We start from the raw sequence: 14,534 nt of genomic DNA, 5'->3' as shown, positions 1-14,534 counted from the left end.
CCTCCCGCCCCTCGGTCGAATCAGTTGTCTTCGACTCTACGGGCGGGCTCTGACAATCGGTCCCGACGGTGGCCCCGGCGCGGGGCCGGGGCGGCTCAGGGGATCGTGCGGGAGACGACGTAGACGATGGCGTGCCCGGGCTTGGGCCAGTTCACGACGATGTCCTGGGTGGGCGCCGGGTCCTTCTGTTCGTGGACGAGGCCCCACCACGAGCCGGGGCCCGTGAAGTCCCAGCTGACGACCTTCTGGTCGCGGGTGCCGATGGCGATGTTGTTCTTGCGCAGTGTGTCCCTGCTGGTGCCGATCTCCGCGAGGAACTCCTCCAGCCCCGCGCCGTTGGTGGCGAACTGCACGTAGAGACGGCTGGTCTTCCAGTTGTTCGTCTCGTAGTAGGCGACGGAGACGCTGTTCAACGGGATGGGCACCTGGTAGAGGCGGCGCTGGACGCGCGAGGGCCAGCCCACGGTGAGGCCGGTCGCCGAGTACTTCTCCTCCTTCTGCTTGCCGCTGTCGCGGCTCTGGTTGGCGGAGATCACCAGGTAGCCGGCCGGGACGCCGATGAGCAGCACGATGATCAGCAGCGTCAGGGCACGGCGGCGGAACTTGTGGCGCGGGTCCTCCGGCGGGCGCCGGGGCTCGTCCGGAGGTGAGGCCTGGCGCGGCAGCGAGGCCGTCACAGCGACCCCTGGGTCGTACGGCGGGACTCGGAGTAGCGCTCGTACCGCTCGTAGCGCTCCACACGGCGGCGCTTGGCGCGGCGGAAGCGGCGGGCGACGAGGCGGGCGAGGTCGGCGGCGCCGACCATGCCGGCCTCGGGGCCGAGCTGGGCGCGGGCGATCCGGGCCTCGGGGCGGTAGCCGCGGCCGGTCAAGTGGCGGCGGAAGGCGTCGCGCGCGGGGCCGATGAGGAGGTCGTCGGCCGCGCTGACGCCGCCGCCGATGACGAAGCAGGAGGGGTCGAGGGCCGCCGCCAGGTTGGCGATGCCGACGCCGAGCCACTGGCCGATGTCCTGGAGCAGCTCGATGCACATGGCGTCGCCCTCGCGGGCGAGCTCGGTGATCATCGGGCCGGTGATGTCGCCGATGTTGCCCTTGACGTGCTCGATGATCCCGTACGCGACCGGGGAGTCCGCGGCGGCGAGTTCGCGGGCCTCGCGGACCAGCGCGTTGCCCGAGCTGTACTGCTCCCAGCAGCCGCGGTTGCCGCACGCGCAGCGATGGCCGCCGGGGACCACCTGCATATGGCCGAACTCGCCCGCGACGCCGAACTTGCCGCGCTTGACCTGACCGTCCTCCAGCAGCGCGCCGCCGATGCCGGTGCCGAGCGTGATCATGACGAGGTTGTCCTCGCCACGGCCCGCGCCGAACCGCCACTCCGCCCAGGCGGCGGTGTTGGCGTCGTTGTCCACCAGGACGGGAACGGCGAGCCGGCCGGCGAGACGGTCGCGCAGGGGCTCGTTGCGCCAGGACAGGTGGGGAGCGAAGAGGATGCGGTTGCGCTCGGCGTCGACCCAGCCGGCCGCACCGATGCCCACGGCGTGCACGTCGTGCCGGTCCGAGAGGTCCAGGACCAGCTCCACGATGGTGTCCTCGACGACCTTGGGGCTCTTGGACTTGTCCGGCGTCTCGGCGCGGAGCTTCTCCAGGATGTTGCCGTCGGCGTCGACGACGCCCGCCATCACCTTCGTGCCGCCGATGTCGATACCGACGGTGGGGACGCGGGGTGCCGTCAGGTGGGAACGGCGTTCACGCGTCCCTACGGTCCGCAGGACAGTGGCCCGCGCGGAGCCGCGGTGTGCGAGGTCGCGGTAGGTGCTCATCGGGCCGATTCTGCCTCACCACGCCCGGGGGGCGCATGGCGGAGTCCCCCCGAGCTCTCCGGGGCGCCCCGCCGGAGCGCCTCGGAGAGCCTTGGGCCTTATGTGAACCGCGGGCCGTATGTGGCTGGTCGCACAGTTCCCCGCGCCCCTTGAGAGGCGCCCCTTGAGAGGCGCTCCTTAAGGGCGCTTGAGGGGCGCTCCTTAAGAGGCGCTCCGCTCAAGCTCGTGGCGGAGGTCGTCCAGCTCGCTGCCGCCCGCCATCTGGCGGGTCAGCTCGTCGAGGGTGATCTCCTCACGGGTGTGACTGCCGAACATGGCGCCGCGCTTCAGGAGGACGAAACGGTCGCCCACCAGGTACGCGTGGTGCGGGTTGTGCGTGATGAGAACCACGCCGAGGCCGGCGTCCCGCGCGGCGGCCACGTATTTGAGGACCACGCCGGACTGCTTCACACCGAGCGCGGCGGTGGGCTCGTCGAGGACGAGGACCTTGGCCCCGAAGTGGACGGCGCGGGCGATCGCCACGCACTGGCGCTCACCGCCGGAGAGGGTGCCGATGGGCTGGTCGACGTCACGCAGGTCGATGCCCATGCGCAGCAGCTCCGCGTGGGTGGTCCTGCGCATGCGGTCGACGTCCATGCGCTTGAAGGGGCCCGTGCCCCTCGACAGCTCGGAGCCGAGGAAGAAGTTCCGCCACACCGGCATCAGCGGGACCACGGCGAGGTCCTGGTAGACGGTGGCGATGCCCCGGTCCAGGGCCTCGCGCGGGGAGGTGAGCCGGGTCTCCTCGCCCTCGATGCTCAGGGTGCCCGCGTCGTGCTGGTGCAGGCCCGCGATGATCTTGATCAGTGTGGACTTGCCCGCGCCGTTGTCGCCGAGCACGCACGAGATCTCCCCCGCGTGCACCACCAGCGAGACGCCTTCGAGGGCGCGGATGTTGCCGTAGTACTTGCTGACGTCGTCGAGTTCGACGAGTGCCGTGCGTTCCGCGGCGGCCGCGCCGGTCGTCTTTCCCGCGTCCGTCGTCATGCCGTCGCCGTCCGTCGTCATGCCGTCGCCTCCGCGCGCTTGCGGACCCAGTGGTTGAGCAGGGTCGCCAGGAGCAGCATCACTCCCAGGAAGAACTTGAACCAGTCCGGGTTCCACTCGGCGAACACAATGCCCTTGCTCACCATGCCGAAGATCAGCGCGCCGACCGCCGCGCCGACCGCGGAGCCGTAGCCGCCGGTGATCAGACAGCCGCCGATGACGGCCGCGATGATGTAGATCAGCTCGTTGCCGACGCCCTCGCCGGACTGCACGACGTCGAACGAGAACAGCAGGTGCTGTCCGGAGATCCAGGCGCCGAAGGCGACACCCATGTAGAGGCCGATCTTCGTCTTGTTGACCGGGACGCCGACCGCGCGGGCCGCGTCCTCACCTCCGCCGACGGCGTAGATCCAGTTGCCGAAGCGGGTGCGCAGCAGGATCCAGGTGGCGACGACGACCAGGGCCAGCCACCACAGGATGGTGATCTTGAAGTCGACGCCGCCGATGGTGAACGTCGAGGCGAAGACGTCCCTGGCCGAGGAGAAGCCCTGCATGTCGGAGATCGACTTCGTGGACACCGTGCCGCTGATCAGCTTGGTGAAGCCGAGGTTCATGCCGGTCAGCATCAGGAAGGTGCCGAGCGTGATGATGAAGCTCGGCGGGTCCGTGCGGGTCAGCATGACGCCGTTGAAGACGCCGATCGCCAGCGTGACGACCAGCGAGACGAGGACGCCGACCCAGACGTTCGCGGTCATCTGGTAGCTGAACATCGAGGAGATCAGCGCGGAGCTGGTCACCATGACGCCCGCGGAGAGGTCGAACTCGCCGCCGATCATCAGCAGCGCGACCGGTACGGCCATGATGCCGATCGTCGAGGAGGCGTACAGCACCGTGCTGAGGCTCGCGGCCCGTACGAAGCTGTCGGCGAAGATCGCGAAGAAGAGGAAGACCGCGATCGCGCCGACCACGGAGCCGAGCTCGGGCCGGCCCATGAGTCTGCGCAGGGGCGAGGTCTTCAGGAGGCGCTCGTCGACCTTGGTGTCGGGCGACGGCGCGGGTGCAGGCGCAGTGGCGCTCATCGGGTCCCCCGCTTGGTGTACTCCTCGAGCGCGGCGGCCTGATCCTTGGTGATGATCTGCGGGCCGGTGAGGACCGGCTTGCCGCCGCCGAGGACATCGGCGTTGTACTTGTAGAGCCACAGCAGGTCCACGGCCTCGTACCCCTGGAGGTAGGGCTGCTGGTCGACCGCGAAGCCGAGGGTGCCGTCCTTGAGCTCCGCGGCCACCTTCGCGTTCAGGTCGAAGGTGTCGATCTCGGCCTTGCTGCCCGCGTCGGCCTTCGCCTTCACGGCGGTGTCCGCGTACGGGGCGCCGAGCGTGACGACCGTGTCGATGGACTTGTCGGCCTGCAGCTTGGCGCCGATGGAGGACTGCACGTCCGGCATGCTGGTGCCCTGGACGTAGAGGTTCTGCACGGTGCCGTGGAAGGTGTTCTTCACACCCGCGCAGCGCTGCTCGTGGCCGACGTTGCCCTGCTCGTGCAGGATGCACAGGGCCTTCTTGCGGCCCCGCTTGTTCAGCTCCTCGCCGACCGCCTCGCCGGCGATCGTCTCGTCCTGCCCGATGTGGGCGAGCGCGCCGAATGCCTTGGACTGCTCGGAGCCGGAGTTCACCGTGATCACGGGAATGCCGGCCTTCTCGGCGCGTGCGACGGCGGCCTTCATCGCGTCCGGCTTGGCCAGCGTGACGATGATGCCGTCGACCTGCTTGTCCACGGCGGCGTCGACGAGCTGCGCCTGCTGCTGCGCCTCGGCGTTGTGCGAGTACAGGAAGTTGATGTTGTCCTTGACCGCGGCCTGCTTGGCGCCGTTCTGCACGATGTCCCAGAACGTGTCGCCATCGCCCGAATGGGTGATCATCGCGAAGGTCCACTTGGGCGTGTTCACCGCGGCCCTGCCCTGGGCCGCCGCCGCCTTACGGGCATCCTCGGCCCGCTTCCCGCCGGTGCTGCTGCATCCCGCGAGGGACACCCCCAGCGCCCCTGCGAGCGCGATGCTTACCCAGGTCCGAGTCCGTGCCACGAGGCCGTGCCCTTCTTGCTGTGTTCTTTGGTGCGCCGGGGCCCGCGAAGCGGCCCGGCGGGCCGTTCCGCAGGCCCCGGGGGCCGACATCTCGTCGGCCCCAAACGCCCAAGTATCGAACACTGGGATCGTGCACCCCATCAGCGGGTCCCGCGCGCGGTGTACTTCTCGAGGGTCGAGGCGTCCTTCTCGGTGATGATGGCCGGGCCGGTCAGGACCGTCTTGCCGCCGCCGAGGATGTCGCCGTTGGTCTTGTAGAGCCACAGCATGTCAATGGCCTCGTAGCCCTGGAGGTAGGGCTGCTGGTCGACCGCGAAGCCGACCTCCTTGGCCTGGAGGCGCTTGACCACCTCGGCGTTCAGGTCGAAGGTGTCTATCTCCGCCTTGCTGCCCGCGTCGGCCTTGGCCTTCACCGCGACGGCGGCGATCGGGGCGCCCAGGGTGACGACGGCGTCGATGCCCTTGGTCGCCTGGAGCTTCGCCTCGACGGAGGACTGGGTGGCGGGGGCGTTGGTGCCGTCGACGTTGAGGTTCTCGACCGTGCCCTTGAACGTCTTCTTCACGCCCGCGCAGCGCTGCTCCAGCGAGACGTTGCCCTGCTCGTGGATGACGCAGACGGCCTTCTTCAGGCCCCGGTTGTTCAGCTCCTCGCCGACGGCCTCACCGGCGACCGACTCGTCCTGGCCGAAGTGCGCGAGCGCCCCGAACTGCTTGGAGAACTCGGCACCGGAGTTGATCGTGACGACCGGGATGCCCGCCTGCTCGGCCTTGGCGAGGACGTCCTTCATGGCATCGGGCTTGGCCAGGGTGACGACGATGCCGTCGACCTTCTTGTCGATGGCGGCCTGAACGAGCTGGGCCTGCCCGCCCGCTTCCTTGTCGTTCGAGTACAGGAAGTCGACGTTGTCCTTGCTCGCCGCCTGCTTGGCACCGCTCTGCACGATGTCCCAGAAGGTGTCGCCCTCGCCGGAGTGCGTCACCATCGCGATCTTCAGACGGGGCGTACTCGCGGCCTTGCCGCCGCTCCCGCCGGCGCTCGCCTTGTTCTCGGAGTCCTTGCCACCGGAGTTGCTGCAGCCGGCCGCGAGCGCGATCACGGCGATCACCGCCGCTGCCGTTCGGGCTGTACGCATGGTCGGAACACCCTCTTTTCCGCCGCACCTTTGCGGCTGAGGGGAGTTCTAGCTTTGCGACCGCACACCAGTCAATGGACTTTTTAGAACATTCTTACGATTCAAATTCGGCCTCGCCGAAGCCGATTCACCACCCCTTCACCACGGCTTCACGGCCGTACGAGGAGCTGGAATTCGAAGGAGTAGCGCGAGGCACGGTACATGTGGCTGCCGAACTCCACCGCGCGTCCGGTGTCGTCGAAGGTGGTGCGCTGCATGGTGAGCAGCGGTGCCCCCTCGGGCTCACCGAGCCGCTCCCCCTCCTCCGCGGTGGCCGCGCGGGCGCCGACGGACTGGCGGGCGCTGTGCAGCGTGATGCCCGCGGCCCGCATCAGCCGGTACAGACCGGTGGCCTCCATCTGCTCGCTGTCCAGCTCCAGCAGCTCCGGGGGCAGATAGTTGCAGAGGTACGCCATCGGCTCCCCGTGGGCGAGCCGCAGCCGCTCCACCCGGTGCACTTCGCTGCCCTCGGCCACGCCCAGAGCGGCCGCGACCTCGGCGGACGCCGGTACGAGGGTGTTGACGAGCACCCGGGTCGCGGGACGCTGCCCGGCCGCCTCCAGGTCGTCGTACAGACTGCTGAGCTCCAGGGGCCGCTTGACCTGGCTGTGCACGACCTGGGTGCCGACACCGCGGCGGCGCACCAGCAGACCCTTGTCGACGAGGGACTGGATGGCCTGGCGGACCGTGGGACGGGACAGCCCGAGGCGCCCCGCGAGCTCGATCTCGTTGCCGAGAAGGCTGCCCGGGGTCAGGGTCCCGTGCTCGATCGCCGCCTCCAGCTGTTGGGACAACTGGAAGTACAGCGGGACCGGACTGCTGCGGTCGACGCTGAGCTGGAGCGACACGGTCGGATCCTCTACTGGTTTCGGCACGGGCCGAGCGTAGCTCCGGGAGATGTTGACGGGAAGTTGTGTAGTTCGATTGTCCGGACAAAGCATTGACAGCGTGCCTGGTAGGCCCTCACTTTGTTCCCATGCGCATCGGATTGATCGGAACGGGTCGTATCGGCACATTTCACGCGACCGTTCTCAACCGCCACCGCGAGGTCGGCTCCCTCATCGTCACGGATGCGGACTCGGTGAGGGCACATATGGTCGCGGACCGGTTGGGCGCCACGGCGGCCCCCAGCGTGGACGAGATCTTCACGTGGGGTGTGGACGCCGTGGTGATCACGGCGGCCACCTCGGCGCACGGCGAACTGATCGGTAGGGCGGCGCGCATGGGGCTCCCGGTGTTCTGCGAGAAGCCCATCGCCGTCGATCTGCCCGGCACGCTGTCCGCGCTCGCCGAGGTCGACGCGGCCGGCACGGTCCTGCAGCTGGGTTTCCAGCGCCGCTTCGACACGGGCTACGCGACCGCGCGCGAGGCGGTGCGCTCGGGGCGGCTCGGACGGCTGCACACGATCCGCGCGATGACCTCCGACCAGTCGCCGCCCCCGGCCGCGTACCTCCCGATCTCCGGCGGCATGTACCGCGACTGCCTCGTCCATGACTTCGACATGCTGCGCTGGATCACCGGCCGCGAGGTCGTCGAGGTGTACGCGATGGGTTCCGACGCCGGGCCCTCGATGTTCCGTGAGGCGCATGACATCGACACGGCCGCCGCCGTCCTCACCCTGGACGACGGCACGCTCGCCACGGCGACCGCGACCCGGCTGAACGGCGCGGGCTACGACGTACGCATGGAGCTGGCCGGCGAGCTGGACCAGATCGGCGTCGGCCTGGACGACCGTACGCCGATCGCCTCCACCGAACCGGCCGGACCGCCGGCCGCCGACAAGCCGTGGACCGGTTTCCTGGAGCGCTTCGGCCCTGCCTACGAGGCCGAGCTCGCCGCCTTCGTCGACGTCGTGCGCGGCGAACGCGCCAACCCCTGCGACGGGCAGGAGGCCCTGCACGCACTGCGCATCGCCGAGGCCTGCGAGCTGTCGCGGCTGGAGAGACGCCCGGTGTATCTGGCGGAGATCCCCGGCAGACGCGACTGAGCGAACACGTCGGCGCCGCTCCCCACCCGAGGCCGCACCACCGTCTCCCCTCCACTCATCTCCACACACCACCACTCACCAGCGCACCGGCAGGCTGCGCAGACCGCGCATCAGCATGCCGGAGAGCCAGTCACCAGGGGGCCCGGCCGGCGCGAGATCCGGGCATCTCTCCAGCAGGGAGCGCAGCGCGACCCGGGCTTCGAGACGGGCCAGCGGCGCACCCAGGCAGTAGTGGATGCCGTGCCCGAAGGAGAGATGGCCCTGCGGGGCGCGGCGGATGTCGAAGCGGTCCGGATCCGGGCAGCGCGCCGTGTCACGGTTCGCGGCGTCGAGCCCGATCATCACCGGGTCACCCGCCGCGACGGCCCTGCCACCGATCTCCAACGGCTCCGCCGCATAGCGGTACGTCGCCGTCTCGACCGGTCCCTCGAAGCGCAGCACCTCCTCCACCGCGCCGTCGAGGAGCGTCATGTCGGCCCGCAGCGCGGCGAGCTGGTCGGGATGGGTGAGCAGGGCGTGCACACCGTTCGTGATCAAGTTGACCGTGGTCTCGTGGCCCGCGACCAGCAGGATGAACGCCATCCCGCGCAACTCGTCACGGGAGAGCCGGTCGCCGTCCTCGGCCCGGGTGCGGATGAGGTCGCTGAGCAGGTCGTCGCCGGGTGCCGTGCACCGCTTGTCCTCGATCAGCTCATCGAGATAGGCGGCCAGCTGCCGGACGGCGGCCACCTCGGAATCCCCGTCGGTCGGCGTCACGATCTCGTTCGACATCGCGCGGAACGCCACCCGGTCGATGTCCGGGACGCCGAGCAACTCGCAGATGACGGTGATCGGCAGCGGATAGGCGAACGAGTCGACGAGGTCGGCGCGCCCCTTCGGCAGCATCTCGTCCAGCAGTTCGTCGGTGATCTGCTGGACGCGCGGGCGCAGCGCCTCCACCCGCCGCATGGTGAACGCGCCCGTGACGAGGGAGCGCAGCCGGGTGTGCTCCGGGGGGTCGGCGATCAGCACATACCGGCCCATCAGCTCTTCTTCGAGTGAACTCCACCCCCCTCTCCTCGTGTCCTTGGAGAGCCTCGGGTCGGCGAGAGCGGCCCGCGCCTCCTCGTACCCGACGACGAGCCAGCCCTCGTACGCACCCGGCTGCGGTGTCCGCACCCAGTGGACGGGGCCGCGCTCGCGCAGCGCCGCGTACACCGGATACGGGTCCCTCGTGAACCCCGCGCCGTACTCCCCCAGATCGATCACGGTCCCCCCTCCCGTTGTCCTTCCAACGTGCGGGCCCCACGCTCAGTGCCCGTCGTCTCCCTCCAGAAGTCCCGCGTCGTACGTCAACAGGGCGATCTGCACACGGTTGTTGAGGGCGAGCTTGGCGAGGATCCGTGAGACATGGGTCTTGACGGTGGCGACGCTCATGTACAGCTCGGCCGCGATCTCGGCGTTGGAGGAGCCCCGGCCGACGGCCACGGCGACCTCGCGTTCACGGTCGTTGAGCGTGCCCATCCGGTCCCGGGCGCCGGTACGCCGCCCGCCCGGCGCCCCACCGGCCGCGTGCTCCATCAACTGGCGGGTGACGGCGGGCGAGAGCACGGGATCACCGGCCGCGACCCGGCGTACCGCGTCGAGGATCTGCACGGGCGGCGTGTCCTTGAGGACGAACCCGGCGGCACCCGCGCGCAGCGCCCGCAGCACCTGGTCGTCGGCGTGAAAGGTGGTGAGGACCACGACCTGCGGCGCGTCCTCGCGCCCCCGCAGCCGTTCGGTGGCCGTGAGTCCGTCGATCACCGGCATCCGGATGTCCATCAGGACGACGTCCGGGCGGGTGCGGTCGACGAGCGCCTCGACCTCGCCGCCGTCCGCGGCCTCGCCGACGATCTCGATGTCGTCGGCGCCGCCCATCATGAAGGACAGGCCGGCCCTGACCAGCGGATCGTCGTCGACGAGAAGCAGCCGGATCGCATTCATGGTGCCTACCGTAGGTGCCCGCCGGGGCATTACCCACGCTTCGACCGCGGCGAACGACTACCGTCGGCCGCCAGGACAGTCTCGACGGGGTCTCTCCCAGGAGTGAGGAGTTCAGTGCGCTATCGGCTCTTGGGCAGGACCGGCCTGCGCGTCTCGGAGCTGTTCCTCGGTGCCATGACGTTCGGGGAGCAGGGCGGGGTGGGAGCGCCGAAGGAGGAGTGCGCGCGGATCCTCGACACGTACGCGGAGGCGGGCGGCAACGTGGTGGACACGGCCGTCAACTACCGCGGCGGCGCCAGCGAGGAGATCGTGGGGGAGTTACTCAGAGGCCGACGCGACCGTTTCGTCCTCTCCACCAAGTACACCGTCTCCCGTGACGGCACCGACCCGAACGCCGCCGGGAACCACCGCAAGAACCTCGCCCTCTCCCTGGAGACGAGCCTGCGGCGCCTCGACACGGACTACATCGACGTCTACTGGGTGCACATCTGGGACCGGAACACACCGGTCGAGGAGACCATGCGCGCCCTGGACGACGCCGTACGGTCCGGCAAGGTCCTGTACGTGGGTATCTCGGACGCGCCCGCCTGGGTGGTCTCGCGGGCCAACACCCTTGCCGAGTGGCGGGGTTGGTCCCCCTTCGCCGCGCTCCAGGTGCCCTACAGCCTGCTCAGCCGCGACGCGGAGCGCGAGCTCCTCCCCATGGCGGAGACCCTCGGCATGTCGGTGGCCGCGTGGAGCCCGCTCCACAACGGCGTCCTGTCGGGCAAGTACACACGTCCGGGCGGCGTGGCCCCCGGCACGGCGACCCGCCTCTCCCCCGAGGCGATCGGCGAACTCGAACGGACGGTGGCCGAAGCGGTCCAGTCGGCGGCCGACGAACTCGGCGCCTCCCCGGCCCAGGTGGCCATCGCCTGGACCATGGCCCACTCCCCCACCGTCCACCCCATCATCGGCGCCCGCCACGTCACCCAGCTCACCGACAACCTGGGCGCACGCGAACTCACCCTCCCCGACCACATACTGACCAGCCTGGAGGAGGCCACCGCCTTCCGCACAGGCTTCCCGACAGACTTCATCGAGGAAACAGCGAGCTGGGTATACGGCACCGCAGGCCACCGAGTAATCCCCCGCAAGCCCTGACACACCCGCAGACCCCCCCGACCCGCAGCCGCGGTGCAACGCAAGGGGCCGTGGCGGTGCGTCGCAAGCCCGTCGCTTACGCCCGGATCGAGCAGCGGCTCCCTTGCCCGGCCCACGTCTGATCCAGCGGCGACGGGCTCGACGCACCGCCACGGCCCCGACCCACCCACGACCGCGGGCGCACCCCCCGCCCGCGGGGCACCCCACGACCGCGGGCGCACCCCACGCTCACCCACGCAACCGCAGGCGCACCCCCACGCTCACCCACCCCACGGCAGCCACGCCCGCACCAAGAAGCCCCCACCCCCGTCGGACCCGTGCTCCAGACGCCCCCCGGCCAGAGTGGCCCGCTCGGTCAGCCCGATCAGCCCCTGCCCCGAACCCGGCACATGCGGCACCTCCCCCGGAGGAGCAGGGTTACGCACGGACACACTCACACCGTCACCCGGGGCCCCCGAGACGTCCACCGTGACCTCGGCCCCCGGAGCATGTTTACGAGCGTTCGTCAGCCCTTCCTGGGCGATGCGATACACGGTCCGCCCGACAGAGGCGGGCACAGCCGCGGCATCGGCGACCCGCAGATCGAGGGCCACCTTCATCCCCGCCTCACGCGACTCGGAGACCAGCGCGTCCAACGCGCCGAGCGTCGGCTGCGGCCGCCCCGCGTCGTCGGAGTCACCCGCCCGCAGCACCCCGATGATCTCCCGCAGATCCTGCAGGGCCTCGTGCGCGCTCTCCCGGATCACCCCGGCGGCCCGCGCGACCTCCTCGCGAGGCGCGTCCGGACGGAACTCCAACGCTCCCGCGTGCACGCTCAACAACGTCAGCCGGTGCGCGAGCACATCGTGCATCTCGCGCGCGATCGCCTCGCGCGCCAGCCGCTGCGCCTGCTCGGCCCGCAGCGCGGCCTCCGTCTCGGCCCGCCGTGCCCGGTCCCGCAGACTCAGCATGAGCTGCCGCTTGGACCGTACGAACATGCCCCAGCCGACGACCGCCAGGGTCAGCAGCGCGGTGACGGCGATGGCGGCGGCGTAGGACAGATCGGGATCGGGGCGCAGCCAGAAGTAGACCGGAAGCAGGGCGAGCTGGAGACCGGCGACCCAGCCCACGTACTTGAGGGGCCGGTGCACGGCGAGCGTGAAGAGGGCGACCAGACCTGCGCCGCCCGAGGTGGTCGAGAGCAGTCCGACGGGGATCATCGCCACGGCCAGCCCCAGCGGCCACCGGCGGCGCGACCAGACGGCGAGGCAGGCGAGTCCGCCGATCCACTGGTCGACGACGGCGAGGGCGTACGGGGTGTCCGGGTCGCGGGTCAGCGTGTGCGCGGCCATCGCCCCGATGACGACGGCCAGCACGAAGCAGCCGAAGTCGACCATCCAGTCACGCGCGGTACGCCGGGGCCGTCCACCCCGTCCCGTCCGCTCGGGGTCGAGCTCCGCGACCACGGCCGACGGCAGCAGCCAGCGCCGCCCGGGCAGAACGGGTGCCATAGGCACCGGATTGTCACCACTCACGGTCGACAAATCTACGAGGCCCGCCCCGCGGGCACTCCCCCGCGGCGGCGATCGTCGACCAAAGTAGCGGCGCCGCATACTTTCGTCCGGACGTACCTCGCCCCGCGGCCCATGAACGTGGGGGGAACCGCGGGGCGAGGATCTTCCACAAAGCAGTCAAACCAGTTGAACCGGTTGAAGCAGATGAAGCGATCAGACCAGCCGGACGCGCAGCCCTCGACTCAGCAGCCGAAGTTGATCAGCTTGAACGTGACGTAGTGGTCCGAGGTGTAGTAGTCCTCCTGCGTCTTCTTGCCGGTCACGATGCGCTTGGCGCCACGCGTCGAGGAGCCCGGCGTGATGACGGTGTACTCGTGGTAGTACCCGGTGGACTGGGAGGGCAGGACACCCTCCCGGTTCTGGAAGACGGCCCCGTCCTGCGAGTACGGGAAGGGACCGCCGGACGCGATCAGGTCCAGCGTGTCGTACGCCTGCGACGGCAGCTTGCTGTAGCAGATGCTGCCCACGGCGGTGGCCGCCGCGTTGGCGGGGACCACGGTGGTGCCGCCGATGAGCAGCGCGGACATGAAGGCGACCAGGGCGCCGATACGAGTGATTCGTGGGGGGAATCTCATGACTCTAGGATGACGCGCGTAGACCCTGACATGTCAATGTCAAGGCAGAGGATTTCTCCCGTCAAGTCCGATGAATTTTCCGGGAGTTAACGAAGCCCGACACGACGCCGTGCGCGGTCAGCTGCTCGCGGGGCCTTCGGCGGTAGTGTGCCGAGGGACGGTGCAGTGCGCACACGACGCCATCCACGGTGAGGGGCGATGATCGTTTCGGTGGTGTCGATGCCGGAGGGTGTCGTCGCTCGCACCGGTCTTGCACAGGCCCGGGAGCGCCTCACGGCGACCTCCGGCTTCGTGATCGTGGACATCGACCTGGGGGTCGAACCCCCGCCCGACGAGGAGCCGCTCACCCGTCGGCTCGGACTGGACGACGCGGCCGGCGAGTGGCTCGGCAGAGCGGACGAGCGCGTCCGTGCCGAGTACCACGACGGGACTGCCATCGGCGTCGTTCCGGTGGTCTGCGGAAACGAGGTCGCCCATATCCATGTCCTTGCCGACCAGCGCCGCTTCATCACGGTGCATCACGGGCCCGTCGAACTGATCGAGGCCTTCCTCGACCAGTTGCCGCAGGACCTGCCCCCCGACGTGGTGACGACGCTGTTCCTGTTTCTGCAAGGGGTCCTGGAGACCTTTCGCCGGGCCGTCACGCAGGCCCATCTGGAGGTCGAGGACCTGGAGGAGGCGATGTTCGAGCGGCGGCAGACGGAGCATGTCCAACGGCTGGCCCAGCTGCGACGGCGCGCGGCCCATCTGCATCGCGCGTTCCTGCCGTACGCCGCGGTCGCCCAGGAGATCCTGGTGCGCCGCAGGATGGCGGGTCACCACCTCTCGGAGGAGCGGCTGGCGATGAACAGGCTGCACGAGCACACCGTGCAGCTGGTCCTCGTGGAGATCGAGGCGCTGCGGGACGCGGCCCGGCGGGCCGCGACCAGCTACGCGTCTCTCGTCGCCGATCAGCAGAACGTCGTGATCAACAGACTCACGATCGTCTCGATGGTCTTCTTGCCGCTGTCGTTCCTGTCCGGCTTCTTCGGCATGAACTTCGCCTACCTCACCAACCGGCTGATGAGCGAGGACTCCTTCCTGGAGTTCGGTGTGGGTCTGCAGGTGGGTGCCGTGGTGGTCGCCCTGTACTACGTGCTGTACCGCACGCACTGGCGGCAGCTGCGCGACAGCCGTACCCGCGACGCCGCCGACGACCAGTCCTGATCGCAGCC

14 protein-coding genes are annotated in these 14,534 nt (G+C 69.7%); 3 read left to right on the top strand and 11 right to left on the bottom strand.

Annotated elements, in window-relative coordinates:
- Nucleotides 1–95: 95 nt before the first annotated feature.
- The 7 genes from OG798_RS40950 to OG798_RS40920 all read right to left on the bottom strand — a co-directional run bounded on the left by OG798_RS40950 (nucleotide 96) and on the right by OG798_RS40920 (nucleotide 6,945).
- A complete protein-coding gene (locus OG798_RS40950; protein WP_095851794.1) occupies nucleotides 96–677 on the bottom strand; it encodes a sugar kinase in 582 nt (193 codons plus the stop codon).
- Nucleotides 674–1,819 (bottom strand): ROK family glucokinase, encoded by a 1,146-nt coding sequence (locus OG798_RS40945; RefSeq protein ID WP_095851795.1) that lies wholly within the window; start codon nucleotides 1,817–1,819, stop codon nucleotides 674–676. The genes OG798_RS40950 and OG798_RS40945 overlap by 4 nt, the downstream gene beginning before the upstream one ends.
- A 201-nt stretch (nucleotides 1,820–2,020) precedes the next feature.
- The gene (locus tag OG798_RS40940; RefSeq protein ID WP_328760136.1) at nucleotides 2,021–2,845 is read right to left on the bottom strand and encodes an ATP-binding cassette domain-containing protein; all 825 of its coding nucleotides are present in this window, start codon (nucleotides 2,843–2,845) and stop codon (nucleotides 2,021–2,023) included.
- 17 nt (nucleotides 2,846–2,862) lie between these two features.
- Complete coding sequence (locus tag OG798_RS40935; protein ID WP_095851796.1) at nucleotides 2,863–3,924, bottom strand: ABC transporter permease; 1,062 nt, start codon at nucleotides 3,922–3,924, stop codon at nucleotides 2,863–2,865.
- Nucleotides 3,921–4,925 (bottom strand): sugar ABC transporter substrate-binding protein, encoded by a 1,005-nt coding sequence (locus OG798_RS40930; protein WP_095851797.1) that lies wholly within the window; start codon nucleotides 4,923–4,925, stop codon nucleotides 3,921–3,923. The genes OG798_RS40935 and OG798_RS40930 overlap by 4 nt, the downstream gene beginning before the upstream one ends.
- 140 nt (nucleotides 4,926–5,065) lie before the next feature.
- Nucleotides 5,066–6,058: a sugar ABC transporter substrate-binding protein gene (locus tag OG798_RS40925; protein ID WP_095851798.1), complete on the bottom strand. Its 993-nt coding sequence runs from the start codon at nucleotides 6,056–6,058 to the stop codon at nucleotides 5,066–5,068.
- 149 nt (nucleotides 6,059–6,207) lie between these two features.
- The gene (locus OG798_RS40920) at nucleotides 6,208–6,945 is read right to left on the bottom strand and encodes a GntR family transcriptional regulator (RefSeq protein ID WP_328760135.1); all 738 of its coding nucleotides are present in this window, start codon (nucleotides 6,943–6,945) and stop codon (nucleotides 6,208–6,210) included.
- A gap of 128 nt (nucleotides 6,946–7,073) precedes the next feature.
- Between OG798_RS40920 and OG798_RS40915 the strand changes: the two genes are divergently transcribed.
- The gene (locus OG798_RS40915; protein WP_095851799.1) at nucleotides 7,074–8,084 is read left to right on the top strand and encodes a Gfo/Idh/MocA family protein; all 1,011 of its coding nucleotides are present in this window, start codon (nucleotides 7,074–7,076) and stop codon (nucleotides 8,082–8,084) included.
- Between the two features lie 75 nt (nucleotides 8,085–8,159).
- Here the strand turns inward: OG798_RS40915 and OG798_RS40910 are convergent, their stop codons facing one another.
- Nucleotides 8,160–9,332 (bottom strand): cytochrome P450 family protein, encoded by a 1,173-nt coding sequence (locus OG798_RS40910; RefSeq protein ID WP_095851800.1) that lies wholly within the window; start codon nucleotides 9,330–9,332, stop codon nucleotides 8,160–8,162.
- Nucleotides 9,333–9,374: 42 nt separating this feature from the next.
- Nucleotides 9,375–10,049 carry a response regulator gene (locus OG798_RS40905; RefSeq protein WP_097224310.1) on the bottom strand — a complete coding sequence of 225 codons (675 nt, stop codon included), beginning with the start codon at nucleotides 10,047–10,049 and terminating at the stop codon, nucleotides 9,375–9,377.
- Nucleotides 10,050–10,163: 114 nt separating this feature from the next.
- Here OG798_RS40905 and OG798_RS40900 point away from each other — a divergent pair, with 114 nt between their 5' ends.
- Complete coding sequence (locus OG798_RS40900; RefSeq protein WP_267063238.1) at nucleotides 10,164–11,192, top strand: aldo/keto reductase; 1,029 nt, start codon at nucleotides 10,164–10,166, stop codon at nucleotides 11,190–11,192.
- Nucleotides 11,193–11,452: 260 nt separating this feature from the next.
- On the opposite strand, the gene OG798_RS40895 is transcribed toward OG798_RS40900, so the two are convergent.
- Complete coding sequence (locus OG798_RS40895) at nucleotides 11,453–12,682, bottom strand: sensor histidine kinase (RefSeq protein WP_261690706.1); 1,230 nt, start codon at nucleotides 12,680–12,682, stop codon at nucleotides 11,453–11,455.
- Nucleotides 12,683–12,927: 245 nt separating this feature from the next.
- A complete protein-coding gene (locus OG798_RS40890) occupies nucleotides 12,928–13,320 on the bottom strand; it encodes a ribonuclease domain-containing protein (RefSeq protein WP_095851804.1) in 393 nt (130 codons plus the stop codon).
- A gap of 198 nt (nucleotides 13,321–13,518) precedes the next feature.
- Between OG798_RS40890 and OG798_RS40885 the strand changes: the two genes are divergently transcribed.
- On the top strand, nucleotides 13,519–14,526 hold the full coding sequence (locus tag OG798_RS40885) for a magnesium transporter CorA family protein (protein WP_267063236.1): 1,008 nt from the start codon (nucleotides 13,519–13,521) through the stop codon (nucleotides 14,524–14,526).
- Nucleotides 14,527–14,534 lie beyond the last annotated feature (8 nt).

This window comes from Streptomyces sp. NBC_00271, assembly GCF_036178845.1.
In the GTDB taxonomy this organism is placed as follows: domain Bacteria; phylum Actinomycetota; class Actinomycetes; order Streptomycetales; family Streptomycetaceae; genus Streptomyces.
The sequence above is the reverse complement of the archived record's forward strand: the minus strand, read 5'-3'. Positions and strand labels throughout refer to the sequence as shown.